This window comes from Kocuria gwangalliensis (assembly GCF_039544365.1).
In the GTDB taxonomy this organism is placed as follows: domain Bacteria; phylum Actinomycetota; class Actinomycetes; order Actinomycetales; family Micrococcaceae; genus Kocuria; species Kocuria gwangalliensis.
Map to the genome: position 1 here is coordinate 113853 of NZ_BAABLN010000033.1, position 16832 is coordinate 130684.

The window sequence follows — 16832 nt, forward strand, 5'->3', positions numbered from 1 at the left end:
GATCCAGCTGGTCGCCCGCTGAACCGTGACACGTCCTGAGCTTGCCCCTCCCGTCAGGCGGCCCAGAGCCCGATTCGCGGAGGCGGGATGTGCCAGCCCGTCAGAACGCGGTGGGCTGCTCCTCGTCCGGGGACTCCGTGGCCAGGGCGGTGCGCAGGGCGGGGTCCTTGAAGGCAGCGTGGTCGGGCACGTTGAGACCCAGGTGCTCCCACGCCGCCGCCATGGCAATGCGCCCCCGGGGGGTGCGTCCCAACAACCCTTCGCGCACGAGGAACGGTTCGGCCACGGTTTCAACCGTTTCGGTCTCCTCGCCCACCGCGATGGCCAGCGTGGACAAGCCCACCGGTCCCCCGTTGAACTTGGTGACCAGGGCGGAAAGCACATTGCGGTCCAGGCGGTCCAGTCCCCTGGCATCCACCTCGTACATGTCCAGGGCGGCTCCGGCGGTGCGCGCGTCGATCAGATCCACCCCGTGCACCAGCGCCCAGTCGCGGACGCGGCGCAGCAAACGGTTGGCGATGCGCGGGGTGCCGCGGGACCGCGAGGCCACTTCGTAAAATCCCTCCGAGGTCATGTTCAGATCCAGCAGACCCGCCGAACGCCGCAGCACGAGCTCCAGTTCCGCAACCGAGTAGAACTCCAGGTGACCGGTGAAGCCGAAGCGGTCACGCAGCGGCCCCGGAAGCAGACCGGCGCGCGTGGTCGCGCCCACCAGGGTGAACGGCGGCAGGTCCAACGGGATGGACGTGGCGCCGGCGCCCTTACCGACCACGATGTCCACGCGGAAGTCCTCCATGGCCATGTAGAGCATCTCCTCGGCCGGTCGGGACATGCGGTGGATCTCGTCCAGGAACAGCACCTCGCCGTGGGTCAGTGAGGACAGGATGGCCGCGAGATCCCCGGCGTGTTGAATTGCCGGACCGGACGAGATCCGTAGCGGAACGTCCAGTTCCTGGGCAATGATCATGGCCAGCGTGGTCTTACCCAGCCCCGGGGGCCCCGACATCAGGACGTGGTCCGCGGTGCGCCCACGCAACTTGGAGGCTTCCAGGACGAGGGACAGCTGGGCGCGCACGCGCTTTTGCCCCACGAAGTCGTCCAGGGTACCCGGGCGGAGACTCGCTTCGAGCTGCTGGTCGTCCAGGTCCCCCTCCGCACCGACGAGTCTTTGCTGTCCCTGCGCGGCACCGCGTTCCTCGTAAGCCATCAGGACCGTCCTCGACCATGTGTGTGACTCGTGCCCTTAGCGGTTCCCAGCCAGGACAGGACCGCACGGAGGATCTCGGCCACGTTGCCGGTGTCGGCCAATTCGGGTTGCGTCTCCAGCGCGTCGTCGATGCCGCGGATCGCGTCCTTCTCGCTCCAGCCCAACCCCACGAGGGCGCCCATGACCTGTTCGCGCCACACCTGCACCTGAGGTTGAGTTGCCGCGGTTTCCCGCGGTTCCGGAAGAACGAGCTTGTCCGCCAGTTCCAACACGATACGACGGGCGGATTTGGGGCCGATTCCCGGGACCGCGGTGAAGGCTTTGTCGTCACCGCTCGCAATGGCCCGCCGGGTCTCATCCGGGCCGAGAACCGAGACCGCGGCCAACGCGGTGCGCGGCCCCACACCGGAGACGCCGAGCATCACGGTGAAGACCTCCTTCTCGTCCGCTCCCGCGAAACCAAACAGCAGGGGTGCTTCGTCCTTGCGGGCAATGTAGGCGGTGTGTAAATGCACCGCCGATCCCGTGCGCAGACCCGCCAGGGTGTGCGGACTGGCTTGAATTTCGATCCCGAAACCGGAGACCTCAATGACCGCCTGTGCGGCGCCCACAAAACGCACCTCACCGGACACCGAAGCAATCACAGGGCGGCTCCCGTCATGCGGGATGTCCCCGCCGTTGATTCGAACATGTATACGAACTGCAGCACGGGATCACTCTAACAACTCCCACCGACTCGCACAGCGCGCCCCGCTCTGCCGGGCCGCGTCATCGGCGGAACCCTCCGGGTCAGCGGCGCGGTGACCGGGCGGCCCGGGGGGCCTTGGGTTGCCGAGCTGACGCCTCGGCCTGTTTCCACGCCTGCTGCGCCGGGGTGAGCCCGGAGGCTCGGACGGAGGAGGGCTGAGAACCCGAATGCGTGGACGTCTTGGCCGCCGCATTCATCCCGGCCATGCCGCCGCGCCAGCCGTGGCACACCGCCAGAGCCAGAGCGTCCGCGGCGTCGGCGGGTCGCGGGGGCGCGGCCAACCGGAGAATCCGGACGACCATGCGGTTCACCGACTCCTTGTCCGCGCCGCCGTCCCCGGTGACCGCCGCTTTGACCTCGGACGGGGTGTGCCACGCCACCGGAATCCCACGCCGTGCCGCGGCGGCAATGACCACGCCCGTGGCCTGGGCCGTCCCCACCACGGTGGGCGCGTTGTTCTGGGCGAACACCCGCTCGACCGCCACGACGTCCGGTGCGAACCGATCCATGAGCGCCTCGGCCGCCGTCATGATGGCCAGCACTCGATCCTCGAGGGCTTCGTGCGCCTTGGTGCCGTTGACTTCCACGTGGACGAACGTTCCCGTGCGATTGGCCGCCATGTCCACCACCGCGAAGCCACAACGGGTCAGCCCCGGGTCCACCGCAAGAATGCGCTGTCCCGGGGCCGATCCGCCGTCCGACGTGCGCGCCATGGGGCTCTCAGTCCTCGTCGTCGAGCTCCGCCAGGACGGACTCGGGGATGTCGGCGTTCGAGTAGACGTTCTGCACGTCGTCGAGCTCTTCGACGGCGTCCACGAGCTTAAGGAACTTCTTGGCACCCTCGGAATCAAGATCCACGGTCATGGCGGGACGGAACTGGGGATCGTCGTTGTTGTAGTCCAGTCCGGACGCGTCCAGGGCCTGACGGATCCCGGGCAGGTCGGTGGCGTCACTGACGACCTCGAAGACCTCCGACTCCTCGATGACCTCGTCCGCGCCGGCGTCGAGCACGGCCATCAGAACGTCGTCCTCGGTGAGACCGTCGGTCTTGGCCACCTCGACCACGCCCTTGCGTTCGAAGAGGTAGGCCACGGAACCGGAATCCGCCATGGTCCCACCGTGGCGGGTCACCGCAACACGCACCTCGGAGGCCGCCCGGTTCTTGTTGTCCGTCAAGCACTCGATGTACAGCGCGGTGCCCTGGGGGCCGCGAGCTTCGTACAGGATCTCCGAGTAGTCGATGGTCTCGCCGGTCAGGCCGGCGCCGCGCTTGACCGCGCGATCAATGTTGTCATTGGGCACCGAGTTCTTCTTGGCCTTGGAAACGGCCAGCTCCAGCGCCGGGTTACCGGCGGTGTCCGCACCGCCCATGCGCGCGGCCACCTCAATGCCCTTGATGTATTTGGCGAAGGCCTTGGCGCGCTTGGCGTCGATTGCGGCCTTCTTGTGCTTGGTCGTGGCCCATTTGGAGTGACCTGACATCGAGTTCCTCCTAAGAAGTCTGTGTACCCGGCTCAGCCGGTCCGGGTTTGCGATTTATGCCTTATTTTAGCGATGTACCACGGGGCCTCGAACTCGGCCCTACCTCGCTAACGAGGTCTGGTTCTGGCTACTCCGCGCGCGTGCTCCGCATAGGTGTCGTCCAGCGCGGTGTCCGGGAAGCTGTCCCCGCGGATTTCCACTGCGGTCCGCAACAGGAAGTCGGCCACGGCCGGGTTCTTGGGGAGCAGTGATCCATGCAGGTAACTGCCCAGCACGTTGTGCGTGCGCGCGCCCTCGGTGCCGTCCTGACCGTTGTTACCGGCCCCGCTCGCCACAGTGGCCAAAGGGGCCTGGTCCGGTCCCAGCGTGGTAAGCCCCGAATGGTTCTCATAGCCGATGATCGTGCCGAAGTCCGGGGATTCGGTCACGACATTGCCGATCAGTCGCTCCGGTCCACCCACCGTTTCGAGGTCGAACATGTCGATCCCTCGCAGGGTCTCGCCACTACCGGTGCGGAACTCCCGCCCGAAGAGCTGGTACAGACCGCAGATGACCAGCATGGGCGTACCCGCCGACGCCGCGTCGTGCAGTGCGGGTGCCACGCGGGCGAGGTCCTCGGCCACCCGGAACTGACCCGAGTCCTGCCCACCGCCACCCACGAAGAGGTCTGCGTGGTCCGGCCAGGGGTCACCGGGGTTGTAGTCGTGGACCCGCACCTCGAAGCCGTAGCGTTCGGCGCGGCGCTTAAGGGCCAGGGTGTTGCCCCAGTCCCCGTAGATGTTCATGTCCCGCGGGTAGAGTTGGACGATGTCCAAGGAACCCACTTTGTCCTGATTCATGATCGGCTCCTCAGATCGCGTCCACGTGGGTCATGCCGCCCAGGATCTTCCGCAGGGACAGCATGGCGGTGTAGGTGCAGAACACCCGCATGGGCCGGTCCCCCGCCCCGGCGATGAACTGCTGGAGCGCGGTGTCCAGGTCGGTTTCCACCGATCGGACCGTCACCAGGTCGTAATCCAGGCGCAGGGCCATGTCCCACGCGCGCGCACCGGAGACAATGTCCACGCCGCTGTCGCGCAGGCTGTCGAAATCCACGTCCCACAGCCACGACACGTCACGGCCGTCGGCGTAGGCATCGTTGATCGCGATCATGGTCGCGTAGTCGTCCGCCGATGCGGACGCGAGTGACAACCGGAATCCGGCGGGGTTCTTCACGAGCAGCAATTGCAGGGGTTTACCGTCCACCGTCACGGTTTCACCGCGACCGAAGGCCGGGGTCACCCGCGACAGTTCATCCACGAGGGAGGCAACGTCCGCGCCGTCGCCCAGAACCTGCAGGCTCAGGGCGAGAGCCGCCGCCGCGTTGTACTGGTTGTACACCCCGTAGAGGTCGATGGTTGCCGTGTGGTGTTCGCCGTGCACGTCCAGGTCCACGCTATTGGCCCGCACGGCATTGAGCACCACGCCAGCGCGCGGTCGTGCCACGGAGGGCTGCTCCGAATCCAGCTCGACCGCCTCGGTCCGACGCAGCACGTCGCGCATGTCGTCGTCGGAGGGAAACATGGGCCGCAACGCGTCCGAGAGGCCGAACCATTCAACGGTGGCGTCAGCGGCGACGTCGTCCGCGAGACCGGCGATCCGTGGGTCTTCGCGGTTGAGCACCACGGTTCCGGTGGTCGCCTTGGCGACCTGGCTGAGCATGCGGCGGGTCGTGTCGATCTCGCCGAACCGGTCGAGCTGATCGCGCATCACGTTGAGCAGCAGGGCGTAGCGGGGCTTGACCTGCTTGACGAAGTGCACGGCGTGCGCCTCGTCGAGTTCCAGCACGGCCACGTCCGCGTCGAGGCGACCGAACGCGTTCATCTCGGCCAACAACGACGCCGCCACGCCCCGCACGAAATTCGATCCCGTCCGGTTCGTGAACACGCGCAGGCCCTGTGAACGCAGCAATTGGACGGCCATCTTGGTGGTCGTGGTCTTGCCGTTGGTGCCGCTGATGACCACCACACCGTGCGAGAGTTTGCCGAGTTCTTCGGCCACGAACCCGGGATGCAGCTTTTCCATGACCAGGCCGGGGAAGGCGGAGCCACCGCCGCGCAGGCTTGAGGCCCACCGAACTCCCTGGCCGAGTAGACGTACGAGTGGTCGAGACATGGATTCCATTCTAGTGACTGGGGTACCACCGTCCCGGGCGCAGAGAAGCGATGCCCGGGAGCAATGAGAATCAGGAACGGGGCCAGGCCGCGGCGATGTCGTCGCGATTGGCTCCCAGGGTCTGGATGAGCGGTTTGGTATGAGCAATGACGGGCATGAAGTTGGCGTCACCCTCCCAGCGGGGCACCACGTGCTGGTGCAGGTGCGCGGACAACGAACCGCCCGCCGCGGACCCGAGATTCAGGCCCACGTTGAACGCCGCCGGCTGGGCGACCTCGCGGATCGTGGCGACCGCCGTGCGGGTCAGCACGTTCAACTCCCACAGTTCCTCGTCCGTGAGCTCGGTGACGTCCGCGACATGACGGTACGGGCAGACCAGCAAGTGACCCGGGTTGTACGGAAACAGGTTGAGCACCACAAAGCAGTGCTCCCCGCGATGCACGATCAGTGCGTCCTCGTCCGAGCGCTCCGGCCCGGTGCAGAACGGGCACCCCGGAGTTTCCGTGATCGAAGGGTCCTCACCGCGCACGTAGGCGAGCCGGTGGGGTGTCCACAAGCGTTGGAAACTGTCCGGCACGCCGGGCAGCTCAAAATCGTCCTGAGCCACCCAGCGCTGGTTGCCGTTCTGGTTCTGCGAGGTGTTCTCCGTCACGGTTGTTCCGCAACGGGTTCCGAGACCTCACCGTCCGAGGGCGCCGAAGGATCCTCGTTGACGCGCTCGCGCACGTGCCGCACGATCAGCTCCACGGCGTCGTCGAGAGGCACCGCGTTGAACTGTGAGCCGTCGCGGTAGCGGAACGAGACCGCACCGGCCTCGGCGTCGTCGCCGCCCGCGATGACCACGAACGGGATCTTGTCCTTGGACGCCGTGCGGATCTTCTTGGGGAAACGATCCGAGGACGCATCCACCTCCACACGAATGCCCCGGGCCCGCAGCGTGGCCGCGAACTCGTCCAGGTAGTCGTTGAAGGCCTCGGCCACCGGAATGGCGCGCACCTGGACGGGAGCCAGCCACGCGGGGAACGCCCCGGCATAGTGCTCGGTCAGCACGCCCATGAAACGCTCCACCGATCCGAACAACGCACGGTGGATCATCACGGGACGCTGCCGGGTGCCGTCGGCGGCCTGGTACTCCAAGTCGAAACGCTCGGGCAGGTTGAAGTCCAGCTGGATGGTGGACATCTGCCACGTGCGCCCGATCGCGTCCTTGGCCTGCACCGAAATCTTGGGGCCGTAGAAAGCGGCTCCCCCGGGATCCGGGACCAGCTGCAGGCCGGAAGCCTCGGCAACTTCCTGCAACGTACGGGTGGCCTCGTCCCAGACCTCATCGGAACCCACGAATTTCTCCGGGTCCTTGGTGGACAGCTCCAAGTAGAAGTCATCCAGACCGTAGTCCTTGAGTAACGACAGGACAAAGTTCAAGGTGCCGGTCAGTTCGTCCTTCATCTGCTCACGGGTGCAGTAGATGTGCGCGTCGTCCTGGGTCATGCCGCGCACGCGCGTGAGTCCGTGGATGACACCGGATTTCTCATAGCGGTACACGGCGCCGAACTCGAACAATCGCAGGGGCAGCTCACGGTACGAGCGCCCGCGTGAGCGGTAAATCAAGTTGTGCATCGGGCAGTTCATGGGCTTGAGGTAGTAGTCCTGGCCCGGCTTGTTCACCTCGCCCGTTTCCGGGTTGCGCTCCTCGTCCACGTGCATGGGAGGGAACATGCCGTCCCGGTACCAGTCCAGGTGACCGGACACCTCATACAGGTGGCCTTTGGTGATGTGCGGGGAGTACACGAATTCATAACCGGCCTCGGTGTGCCGCTGACGCGAGTAGTCCTCCATCTCCTTGCGGATGATGCCGCCCTTGGGGTGGAACACGGGCAGGCCGGAACCCAGCTCGTCCGGGAAGGAGAAGAGGTCCAGTTCGGAACCGAGCTTGCGGTGATCGCGACGCTCGGCTTCCGCGAGGCGCTGCCTGTAGGCCTTCAGTTCGTCCTTGGAGGGCCATGCGGTGCCGTAGATGCGCTGCAGCTGCTTGTTCTTCTCGTTGCCGCGCCAGTAGGCCGCCGCCGAACGCATCAGCGCGAAACCGTTGCCGATCAACTTGGTGTTGGGCACGTGCGGGCCGCGGCACAGATCGCGCCACACGATTTCGTGGCTCTGCCGGTCCACGTTGTCGTAAATGGTGATTTCCCCGGCGCCCACCTCCACGGAGGCGCCCTCCGCGGACTCCTCCATGGAACCCGAACCCGGCCCGTTGGCCAGGTCGATCAGCTCAAGCTTGTAGGGCTCGTCCGCCATTTCCTCGCGGGCTTCGCTTTCATCCACCGCGCGGCGCCGGAACAATTGCGACTTATTCACGATCTTGAGCATGGACTTCTCGATCTTCTTCAGATCCTCGGGCGTGAACGGTTCTTCGACGTCGAAATCGAAGTAGAAGCCGTCCGTGATGTACGGCCCGATGCCCAGCTTGGCATCGGGACGCAACTGCTGCACGGCCTGCGCCATGACGTGGGCCGTGGAGTGCCGCAAGACCTCGAGGCCCTCCGGATCGCTCACGAGCACACGCTCCACCACGTCACCGTCCGCGAGTTCGGTTCTCAGATCCTTGAGCTCACCGTTGATGTGAGCTACCACCACCTCACGTTGATCCGCGTACAGATCAGCCGCCGTGGTTCCCTGGGTTTTGGTGCGAGGGTCGCCATCCACGGTNACGCGCGCCCGTACCGGGGACGCGCGGGTCCCGTGGAACTCATGGTTCGGCGGGGACGCAGATGATGCTACCGCCCCGGCACGGAGCGGACACAGTCGGCGGGCCGCGCTGAGGGCCGAAAAAGAGCTGTACCCCGAGCCGTGGGGCCCGGGGTACAGCAACTTACCGATTCAACGCCTCAGCGTTGCACATCAGTTTCAGCGACGGGGAGCGTTGCCGCCCAGGCCGTCACGGCCACCGAGATCGCGATCGGTATCGGTCTCGACGTCGACCTGTTCCTTGCGGACATCTGCCTCGACGCGCTGGGTGTCGCGAACAGTTTCCTTGTTCAGGCCGACCTCTTCAACGGCCACGGTTTCCTTCTCGACCACGGGACGCTCTTCGTGGAGGGAAACCTCGACCTCTTCCTCACCAATGGTGCCGGTGCCGACCTGGCCGTCGCGGATCGGGGTGCGCTCCACGGTGACCTCTTCGCGCTCGACGGGGACGTCAACGGTCTCGTGGTCGGTGACCACATACTTGCGCAGACGTGCACGACCGGTCTCGCGCTCCTGGGTGCCGACCTTGAGTCGCTCTTCGTGGCGGACCACGGAAGCGTCGTCGTGGTCAGCAACGGTGCGGTCGCGATCGGTCAGGTCGCTGTCACGGCCCGCAGCTGCAACACCGGCGGTGCCAGCGGTGCCGGCTGCGGCGGTGCGGTCGGTCAGGTCGCGGTCGCGATCTGCACCATGACCGTTGTCGTAGTTCAGCTCGTAGTAACGGTAGAGCTCTTCCTCTTCCGCCGGGGAAAGGTGCTGATCTGCATCGACCTTGGGCGCGTCCTTGATGACGTCCTTCTGGTAGGGCAGCACAACGCGGTCGCCGTCCTGGCGAGCATCCTTAGCCGGAACGAAGCTCTCCTTGGCACCGAAGAGACCCGTGTTCACGGTCAGGAACGTGGGCTCACCCGAGTTGTCATCGAGGAAGACCTGCTCAACCTTACCGACCTTGTCGCCGTCAGCATCGTAGGCAGTGCTGGAGAGAATCGCATTCACATCGAAAGTGGTCATCGCAAGAACTCCTTCAAGTTTATTGCGTTCGTCAAAGCACGGTTTGTGCCCTGCGAGCCATCACTCTGCACGATGGCATTGTGATCTAGCTTGCCGCCCAGCTTACTGATGTTCAGTGGGCTGACAATACTTTTTCTCTCTCGGGTGAAATGCCGTGCTGTTGCTTCCGTAGCCCGGTTTTTTGGATTATTGACCCACCGATACCGGGCCTATGCCGCCGGGGTGAATTCATTCCCGGCCTCGACGCGTGGGGTAGGGCACAATGGGGAGGGAGCCGACAGGTGGCGGGCTGCGCATCCTGCGGAGGCGGCCACTTCCGACACCTCACGACAAGTCTGGAGCCGCACGTGTGGGACGCACTGGTCAATAATCCCTGGATCCTCTGGCTGATCATCATGCTGGTACTGGCGGGCATTGAAATGCTCACCCTGGACTTCCTGTTCCTCATGATGTCCATGGCCGCCCTGTGCGCGGGGGTGGTGAGTTTTTTCACCCACAGCTTCCCGCTCCAGGTGATCACGTTCGCGATGGTCGCGGTGCTTCTCATTTTCCTGTTGCGCCCGGTGGCCCTGAGACGGCTCAACCGATCCACGCCCAGTACCCGTTCCAACGCCGAACGGTTAGTGGGGTTGTCCTGCACCGTGCTGGAACCGGTCAGCGAGGACACCGGCCTGGTTCGACTCGAGGGCGATATCTGGACGGCGCGCTCGGCGGAACGCGGCACGCTCGAGACGGGGACCAGGGCTTACGTGTACCGCATTGACGGAGCCACCGCGGTTGTTTCCCACACCGCCCCCGCTACCACTGATTTTTCTGATTCACCCGCTTCCCAACCCGGGTACTGATAGCTGTCCGGGTCGTCCGGCCCGCAGATCCCCCCACGTGAGAGGACCCCATGGAAATCGTCATCACAGTACTGCTCATAGTGGTGGTGCTGGCCGCGGCAATTGCCCTGATCAAGGCGGTGCGGATCATTCCGCAGTCCCGCGCCGGCATCGTGGAACGCCTCGGCAAGTACCAGGCCACGCTCAATCCCGGCCTGCACTTCCTCATTCCCTTCGTTGACCGGTTACTGCCCATGATCGACCTGCGAGAGCAAGTGGTGCCGTTCCCCGCGCAGTCCGTGATCACCGAGGACAACCTGGTGGTCGGTATCGACACCGTGGTCTACTTCCAGGTGACCGACCCTCGCGCCGCGACCTATGAGATCACCAACTATATCCAGGCCGTGGACGAACTCACGAGCGCCACACTGCGTAACGTGGTGGGTGGCTTGAACCTCGAAGAGACCCTGACCTCGCGTGACAAGATCAACGCCGAGCTGCGCGGGGTGTTGGACTCCACCACGGGCCGCTGGGGTATCCGCATTTCTCGCGTGGACATCAAGGAGATCACTCCCCCGCCGTCCATCCAGGACTCGATGGAGAAGCAGATGCGCGCCGAGCGTGACCGCCGCGCAACCATCCTCACGGCCGAGGGTGAGAAACAATCCCAGATTCTGACCGCCGAGGGTGAGCGGCAAGCCGCGGTGCTCTCCGCGGAAGGTGACGCCAAGGCCGCGATCCTGCGCGCCGACGGTGAGGCCCAGGCCATCGCCAAGGTCTTTGATTCCATCCACCGCGCCAAGCCCACCCAGAAGTTGCTGGCCTACCAGTACATTCAGACGCTGCCCAAGGTGGCAGAGGGTTCCGCCAACAAGGTCTGGATGATTCCCGCCGAACTCAGTACCGCGCTGCGCGGAGTGGGTAACTTCCTGGCCACCCCCGGCGGCGAGGGTCCCCACGACGCCTCCTGGGATGACCAGGACGACGAACCGACCCCCACGGCTCACTCGGAGCCCATTGTGGAGTCCGAAACCGTCAAGGTCACGGAGAAGGATCTCGAGCCGGATCTGACGCTCACCGACCCCAATGACTTCGAGATGCCGGAACCCCCGTTCGCGGACCCGGCGGCCGGAGAATACGGTTCGCGCACTACCGGGAATGAATCCCGCTAATCGGTGGTTATGTTCGGTTGATGACAACCCGTAGGTTTTCAATCGGCTGATTGGAAGCCGGGATCACACCCTTTGTACCAGTAGGACTTCAGGAAGGACCGTCCAGTGAGCGATCGCAGCCTGCGTGGAATGCGTTTGGGTTCCCAGTCGATGGAAACCGAGACCGGTGTTGAACCGGCACCGCGTCAACGCGTGGAGTACCGCACCAAGGATGGTGAGTCGGTGAGCGTGATGTTCGCGGCGGAGGCGGAGATTCCCCCGGTGTGGACCACCAAGACCGGCCACGAGGCCATCCTGGTCAATGGTGAAAAGCCCGAGAATCCCAATGAGAAGCACGTGCGCACCCACTGGGACATGCTCATGGAGCGTCGCAGCTCCGAGGAGCTCGAGGAGATCCTCCAGCAGCGTTTGGACTTCTACAAGGAACGCCACACGATCTGAGTCATGAGTGGCCCGCGCCGCTCACCGGGGTGTCTCCGCAATGAGGACACGTTCGAAACGCCGACGCCGCGTACCAGGTCTGGTACGCGGCGTCGGCGTTTGCTGTTCGGCGCGGTGGCCGGAGGCTTTCGTGGGTTACGCGCGCGGGCTGAGCTTTGCGGCCAGGGTCTGCGCGCGAGCGGCCAGGCCCCATTTGGCCACGCTGGTGGCCGCTTCCACGGTGACGTTCTTGCTCATCTTGGAAACGCCTTCTTCGCGCTCGACAAAGGTGATGGGCACTTCCGTGATGTTCAGGCCCAACCGTTCGGTGCGCCACGCGAGATCGATCTGGAAGCAATAACCGCGTGAACGCACGGAATCCAGATCAATGGCCTCGAGGGTCGCGCGTTTGTACGCGCGGTAACCGCCGGTGATGTCGTGGATGCGGGTACCCAGGAGTACGCGCGAGTAGAGGTTGCCGCCGCGGGAGATGAGCTGCCGGTCCAGCGGCCAGTTCTCCGTGCGGCCACCCGGTACGTAGCGGGAACCGATGGCCAGATCCGCTCCGTTGTGGACGGCGTCCAGGAGCAGTGGCAGCTGTTCGGGCTGGTGGGAGCAGTCCGCGTCCATCTCGACCAGCACGTCGTAGCCGTTCTCGAGGCCCCAGTGGAAACCGGCGATGTAGGCCGGGCCCAGACCCTCCTTCTTGGCCCGGTGGAGCACGTGGATGTGATCATCCGTTGCGGAAATCTCATCGGCCATGTGGCCGGTGCCGTCCGGGCTGTTGTCATCGGTGATCAGCACGTGCGCATCGGGCACTGCTGCCCGCAACCGGGTCACCACCGTGGGCAGTGATTCACGTTCGTTGTAGGTGGGGATGATCGTGAGAACTCGCACCGGGCGTCCTTTCAAGCCTCTGGGGACGGGGGGAAACGCCCCGAACACACCACAGGGCGGGCCCATCCGCCTTCGGACCAGGCGCGGATCGCTCCGCAGCTCTGTTTTCTAAGGACGGATGAACCCACCCGGCAGTAAGAATTTAGTGTAACCGCCAATTCTGGTGAGCACCAAGATGGCAGATTGTCAATCATTCGAAGGTGATGTCTCCCGCCACCACGACGCGCTCGCACGCGGGCAGCCGCGGGTCGTCCAGGGCCGGCAAGGCCGGTGTGCGGGCGCGGGGGTCCGTGCTCCAGGACGCGCCGGTGCCCGACGCCTGCTGGACCATGAGAGAGTCCGCGTCCCACATGGCCAGGCTGGCCTCCGCTCCGGGTGCCAGCTGACCGGCCAGTGGTTGCGCATCGCGTTGTGCTCGCCACACACCGCGGGTCAAGGCCAGAAATGCCGCGCGGGCCGAGGTCCGATGGCGCGGCTCCTCGGCTTCCAGGGCGTCTTTCACGGCCTGCCACGGGTTCTGCGCGTCAGTCATGAGGGTCAAGGGGACCCCCGCGCGCGCCAGCGCCGTGAGCGGTGCTGCGCCGGGCCGCGAACTCACCGTCAGCGCGTGGCGGGCGAGCTCCTCGCATTGCTCGTCGCTGAGTTCACCCACGCCTACAATGCGATGCCCGCGGGATCTGAAAGCGCGCTCCCCCACCCTGTCGGTGGTTCGCTGCGCGGCCTCGAGCACGGCGTCGATCACGGACGACGGCGCTGCCTCCGCATTCCCGCCGACGCCGCCACCGCACACGACCACCGCCTGGTAACGGCCCTCGGAGCATGCGACCAGGTGAGCCGTCACGGCATCGACCAGCGCATCACGATCCTGGGCGGCGTCGGCCTGAATCCCCAGGCACGAACGCGGTGCACCGACCCTCTCGAGACCGGTAGCGTCGGTCACCGGGTGAATCAGGATGGGCAGCGCAACGAGACCGGCCTCCGTTGCGCGGTTCACCGCATCTACCAACATCTCGGCGTCCTCGGACAGCAATTCCACGGCACCGTACCCCTGAGCCGCGGTGACCATCTGCGCGGTGTCGGTGATTCGCTGGTGCGCCACGAAGGACGGGGTGATCACCGCGCCCTCGACATCTTTCACCGTGGTCTGATCGCCCGCCATCGCATGTGCTGCGCTGTCGGAACCCAGCCACGCGACCGTGGGCCCGTCCACCAGGATGGCCGTGGCGAACGGATCCACCGGTGAATACACCGAAGCATTCACATACATCACGGTGGTTCTGGCCTGTGGGTTCACACTGTCCTCCGGGAAATCATCGCTGTCGTTCACTGTTCAAAGACGCTGTACTCCACCACTCCGCGGCGCACAGCCTGAATGGCCTCGAGAGCGGTGCCGCGGATGGCCGGATCCACATGCGCGACACCGGCCAGTTGGTCCAACAGGTCAATGGTTTGTTTGGCCCAGCGCACAAAGTCGCCCGCGGCCAGATCCGTGCCCGTCAGTGTCTTGGTCAGGCTGGCGCCCCGGGCCCAGCGGTACATGGCATCCACCAGAGCCAGCTCGGGCTGAGCCGTCTGCGGTAGCCGGTGTTGCGCCTCGACGTCCGTGAGCACCGACCAGTTGTGGATCAGCGTCTGGACGGCGGCCTCCATGTGGGCCGTGGGCATCTTGGGCCGGGATCCCTGGTCCTCACGGCGGGGCTGATACACGAGAGTGGTGACCACGCCCGCCAGACCCGCAACATCGAGGCCATCGAGAAAACCGTCGCGCAGGGTCAGGGCGAGCAACAAATCGCGCTCGCCGTAGATCCGGCGCAACTGCTCCCCCGCGGGGGTGGGCTTGAGGCTGCCGGAACCGTCCACGCGTAAGTAGTCGAAATGGGTGAGTACCGCACAGACCCGGTCGAAGGTCGCCGCGATGCTGCCCGTGCGACCCGCGATCTGTGTGCGCAGGCCGTCGGTTTCCTTCTGCAGCTTCCAGGCACGCTCCGCCCACCGGGCGTGGTGTTCCCGGTCGGAACAACCGTGGCACGGGTGGGAGCGCAGCGCGCGCCGGAGATCCTCGATCTTGCGGTCCCTCGCGGAGGTTCCGCGGTCGAACCGAATGGTGTGGCCCCCGCTGCGTTCACGCGCGGGCCGATGCTCGCGCAGGGCCGCGCGGACGGTGGCCGCCAGATCCTTGCGCTCCTGAGGGGAACGTCCCGAATACCGTTTGGGGATCTTGACCTTCGATTCGGGTTCGAGGGAACCGTCGAGGTCGTTGACACCTACTCGTCGCAATTTGCCGTCCAGGGTGAGGATGTGGGGTCGCGGATCGAACGGGTGCTCGTCCGCCTTGACCACCACGGCGTACCCGGCGTTACGGCCCTGCGGAATGTCGATGACGTCACCGGGCAACAGGTCCTGCAGGGACACCGCTGCATCGTTGCGTTGCCGGGCGGAGCGGGACTTGGTCGCCGATTTCTCCAAACCGTTGAGTTCGCGCCGCAGCTTCGCGTACTCGGTGAAATCGCCCAGGGGACACGCCATGGCGTCCCGATAGGCCTCCAGCGTCTTTTCCTGCGAGCGTACGCGCTTGGCAATGCCCACCACGGAACGGTCCGCTTGGAACTGCGCAAAGGAGGTCTCCAAAATGGAACGGGACCGTTGAGCACCGTAACGGGCGATCAAGTTGGTGGACATGTTGTACGTGGGGCTGAAGCTGGAGTTCAGCGGGTAGGTCCGTTTGGAGGCCAGCCCGGCCACGGTCTGCGGATTCATCCCGTCGCGCCACAGCACCACGGCGTGACCTTCGACATCGATTCCGCGCCGCCCGGCGCGCCCCGTGAGCTGGGTGTACTCGCCGGGAGTGATGTCAACCCTGGACTCGCCATTGAACTTGTCCAGCCGCTCGAGCACCACCGAACGCGCGGGCATGTTGATGCCCAGCGCCAGGGTCTCGGTGGCGAAGACGGCCTTGACCAGTCCCTGGGCGAATAATTGCTCCACGACCTCTTTGAAGACCGGGAGCATACCCGCGTGGTGGGCCGAGGCGCCGCGGATCAGTCCGTCGTACCAGTCGTGATAGTTCAGCGCCGCCAGGTCCGCGGTGGACATGTGCGAGGTCGCCTCGGCCACGTAGGCGCGAATGGTCTTCTGCTCCTCGGGCGTGGTCAACCACAGATCGGCGGCAACGCACTGGGCCACCGCCGCATCGCAACCGGCCCGGGAGAAAATGAACGTAATGGCCGGCAGCAGGGCCTCCGCGTCGAGGCGGCGCAACAGGTGGGGCCGGGAGATCCGATCCTGACGCGCAACGTGTGCCTCCGGACGGTGGGGCCCGCGGCGGCGTCGACCCCGATGGTTGGGGCCGCGCCCGCCGCCCCGGCCACCGCGGGGGTGCTGGGCACGGAAGAGTCGGAGCAGTTCCGGGTTGACGGCCGGCTCGTCCGCGCCGGGTTCCGACTGCCGCTCCGCGGCTTCTTCCACGGTGTCGTCCACGAACAGGTCTAGCAGCTGCGGTCCCACCTGCACGTGCTGCCACAGCGGGACGGGCCGATGTTCCGACACCACGACGTCCGTGTGACCACGGACCTGGTGAAGCCACGCACCGAATTCTTCCGCGTTGGAGACCGTGGCCGACAACGAGGCGAGCTGCACGTGGTCCGGCAAATGAATGATGACTTCTTCCCACACGGCGCCCCGGAAACGGTCCGCGAGGTAGTGGACCTCGTCCATGACCACGTATCCCAGATTGGTGAGCGTGGCCGAATCCGCGTAAAGCATGTTGCGGAGCACTTCGGTGGTCATGACCACGATTTCCGCCTCGGAATTGACCGAGGTGTCACCGGTCAGCAATCCCACACGGTGGCTGCCCCAGCGGCGGGAGAACTCGTGGAACTTCTGATTACTCAGTGCCTTGATGGGGGTGGTGTAGAAGGCCTTGCGCCCCTGGGCGAGGGCCAGATGAATGGCGAATTCACCCACCACTGTTTTTCCGGCACCCGTGGGGGCCGCGACCAGAACGCCGTGACCCCGTTCCAGCGCCCGGCACCCCTCGATCTGGAAGGGGTCGAGTTCGAAGTCCAGCAGCTGTTCAAACGCCCCGAGTTCCGTGTTCGCGTGGGCCGCACGGGCCTTGGCGGCCATGAATCGATCGGCGTGGGAAGACATGCGTCCAGCCTACGGCGTAGCCC

At 65.3% G+C, this 16832-nt stretch carries 15 protein-coding genes; 3 read left to right on the forward strand and 12 right to left on the reverse strand.

Annotated features, from left to right (window positions below):
- Positions 1-100 precede the first annotated feature (100 nt).
- The 9 genes from ruvB to ABEA06_RS10840 all read right to left on the reverse strand — a co-directional run bounded on the left by ruvB (position 101) and on the right by ABEA06_RS10840 (position 9347).
- Complete coding sequence (gene ruvB, locus ABEA06_RS10800; protein ID WP_312396083.1) at positions 101-1207, reverse strand: Holliday junction branch migration DNA helicase RuvB; 1107 nt, start codon at positions 1205-1207, stop codon at positions 101-103.
- Positions 1207-1851, reverse strand: coding sequence for a Holliday junction branch migration protein RuvA (ruvA, locus tag ABEA06_RS10805; protein ID WP_303381526.1), 645 nt, complete (start codon positions 1849-1851; stop codon positions 1207-1209). The genes ruvB and ruvA overlap by 1 nt, the downstream gene beginning before the upstream one ends.
- 145 nt (positions 1852-1996) lie before the next feature.
- Positions 1997-2668: a crossover junction endodeoxyribonuclease RuvC gene (gene ruvC, locus ABEA06_RS10810; protein WP_303381525.1), complete on the reverse strand. Its 672-nt coding sequence runs from the start codon at positions 2666-2668 to the stop codon at positions 1997-1999.
- 7 nt (positions 2669-2675) lie between these two features.
- On the reverse strand, positions 2676-3437 hold the full coding sequence (locus tag ABEA06_RS10815) for a YebC/PmpR family DNA-binding transcriptional regulator (protein WP_345311498.1): 762 nt from the start codon (positions 3435-3437) through the stop codon (positions 2676-2678).
- 107 nt (positions 3438-3544) lie between these two features.
- Entirely contained in the window at positions 3545-4276 is a 732-nt protein-coding gene (locus tag ABEA06_RS10820; protein ID WP_345311499.1) for a type 1 glutamine amidotransferase, read from the reverse strand.
- A gap of 10 nt (positions 4277-4286) precedes the next feature.
- Positions 4287-5600: a MurT ligase domain-containing protein gene (locus ABEA06_RS10825; RefSeq protein ID WP_345311500.1), complete on the reverse strand. Its 1314-nt coding sequence runs from the start codon at positions 5598-5600 to the stop codon at positions 4287-4289.
- Between the two features lie 61 nt (positions 5601-5661).
- Positions 5662-6243, reverse strand: a complete 582-nt coding sequence (locus ABEA06_RS10830; RefSeq protein ID WP_303381521.1) for an HIT family protein — start codon at positions 6241-6243, stop codon at positions 5662-5664.
- A complete protein-coding gene (gene thrS / locus ABEA06_RS10835; protein WP_345311501.1) occupies positions 6240-8294 on the reverse strand; it encodes a threonine--tRNA ligase in 2055 nt (684 codons plus the stop codon). The genes ABEA06_RS10830 and thrS overlap by 4 nt, the downstream gene beginning before the upstream one ends.
- A 201-nt stretch (positions 8295-8495) precedes the next feature.
- Complete coding sequence (locus ABEA06_RS10840; RefSeq protein WP_345311502.1) at positions 8496-9347, reverse strand: PRC and DUF2382 domain-containing protein; 852 nt, start codon at positions 9345-9347, stop codon at positions 8496-8498.
- 347 nt (positions 9348-9694) lie between these two features.
- Between ABEA06_RS10840 and ABEA06_RS10845 the strand changes: the two genes are divergently transcribed.
- The 3 genes from ABEA06_RS10845 to ABEA06_RS10855 all read left to right on the forward strand — a co-directional run bounded on the left by ABEA06_RS10845 (position 9695) and on the right by ABEA06_RS10855 (position 11784).
- Positions 9695-10192, forward strand: a complete 498-nt coding sequence (locus ABEA06_RS10845) for an NfeD family protein (RefSeq protein ID WP_345311503.1) — start codon at positions 9695-9697, stop codon at positions 10190-10192.
- Positions 10193-10242: 50 nt separating this feature from the next.
- Entirely contained in the window at positions 10243-11343 is a 1101-nt protein-coding gene (locus ABEA06_RS10850; RefSeq protein ID WP_345311504.1) for an SPFH domain-containing protein, read from the forward strand.
- A 105-nt stretch (positions 11344-11448) separates the two neighbouring features.
- Positions 11449-11784: an RNA polymerase-binding protein RbpA gene (locus tag ABEA06_RS10855; protein WP_303381516.1), complete on the forward strand. Its 336-nt coding sequence runs from the start codon at positions 11449-11451 to the stop codon at positions 11782-11784.
- A 135-nt stretch (positions 11785-11919) separates the two neighbouring features.
- On the opposite strand, the gene ABEA06_RS10860 is transcribed toward ABEA06_RS10855, so the two are convergent.
- The 3 genes from ABEA06_RS10860 to ABEA06_RS10870 all read right to left on the reverse strand — a co-directional run bounded on the left by ABEA06_RS10860 (position 11920) and on the right by ABEA06_RS10870 (position 16809).
- The gene (locus tag ABEA06_RS10860; RefSeq protein WP_312395974.1) at positions 11920-12660 is read right to left on the reverse strand and encodes a polyprenol monophosphomannose synthase; all 741 of its coding nucleotides are present in this window, start codon (positions 12658-12660) and stop codon (positions 11920-11922) included.
- Between the two features lie 190 nt (positions 12661-12850).
- Complete coding sequence (locus tag ABEA06_RS10865) at positions 12851-13987, reverse strand: amidohydrolase family protein (protein ID WP_345311505.1); 1137 nt, start codon at positions 13985-13987, stop codon at positions 12851-12853.
- Positions 13984-16809, reverse strand: coding sequence for a DEAD/DEAH box helicase (locus ABEA06_RS10870; protein WP_345311506.1), 2826 nt, complete (start codon positions 16807-16809; stop codon positions 13984-13986). The genes ABEA06_RS10865 and ABEA06_RS10870 overlap by 4 nt, the downstream gene beginning before the upstream one ends.
- Positions 16810-16832 lie beyond the last annotated feature (23 nt).

Bases quoted from the DNA above. Each gene is read 5' to 3' on its own strand.
- ruvB (WP_312396083.1), bottom strand. From the start codon at position 1,207: ATGGCTTACGAGGAACGCGGTGCCGCGCAGGGACAGCAAAGACTCGTC.
- ruvC (WP_303381525.1), bottom strand. From the start codon at position 2,668: ATGGCGCGCACGTCGGACGGCGGATCGGCCCCGGGACAGCGCATTCTT.
- ABEA06_RS10815 (WP_345311498.1), bottom strand. From the start codon at position 3,437: ATGTCAGGTCACTCCAAATGGGCCACGACCAAGCACAAGAAGGCCGCA.
- ABEA06_RS10820 (WP_345311499.1), bottom strand. From the start codon at position 4,276: ATGAATCAGGACAAAGTGGGTTCCTTGGACATCGTCCAACTCTACCCG.
- ABEA06_RS10825 (WP_345311500.1), bottom strand. From the start codon at position 5,600: ATGGAATCCATGTCTCGACCACTCGTACGTCTACTCGGCCAGGGAGTT.
- ABEA06_RS10840 (WP_345311502.1), bottom strand. From the start codon at position 9,347: ATGACCACTTTCGATGTGAATGCGATTCTCTCCAGCACTGCCTACGAT.
- ABEA06_RS10850 (WP_345311504.1), top strand. From the start codon at position 10,243: ATGGAAATCGTCATCACAGTACTGCTCATAGTGGTGGTGCTGGCCGCG.
- ABEA06_RS10870 (WP_345311506.1), bottom strand. From the start codon at position 16,809: ATGTCTTCCCACGCCGATCGATTCATGGCCGCCAAGGCCCGTGCGGCC.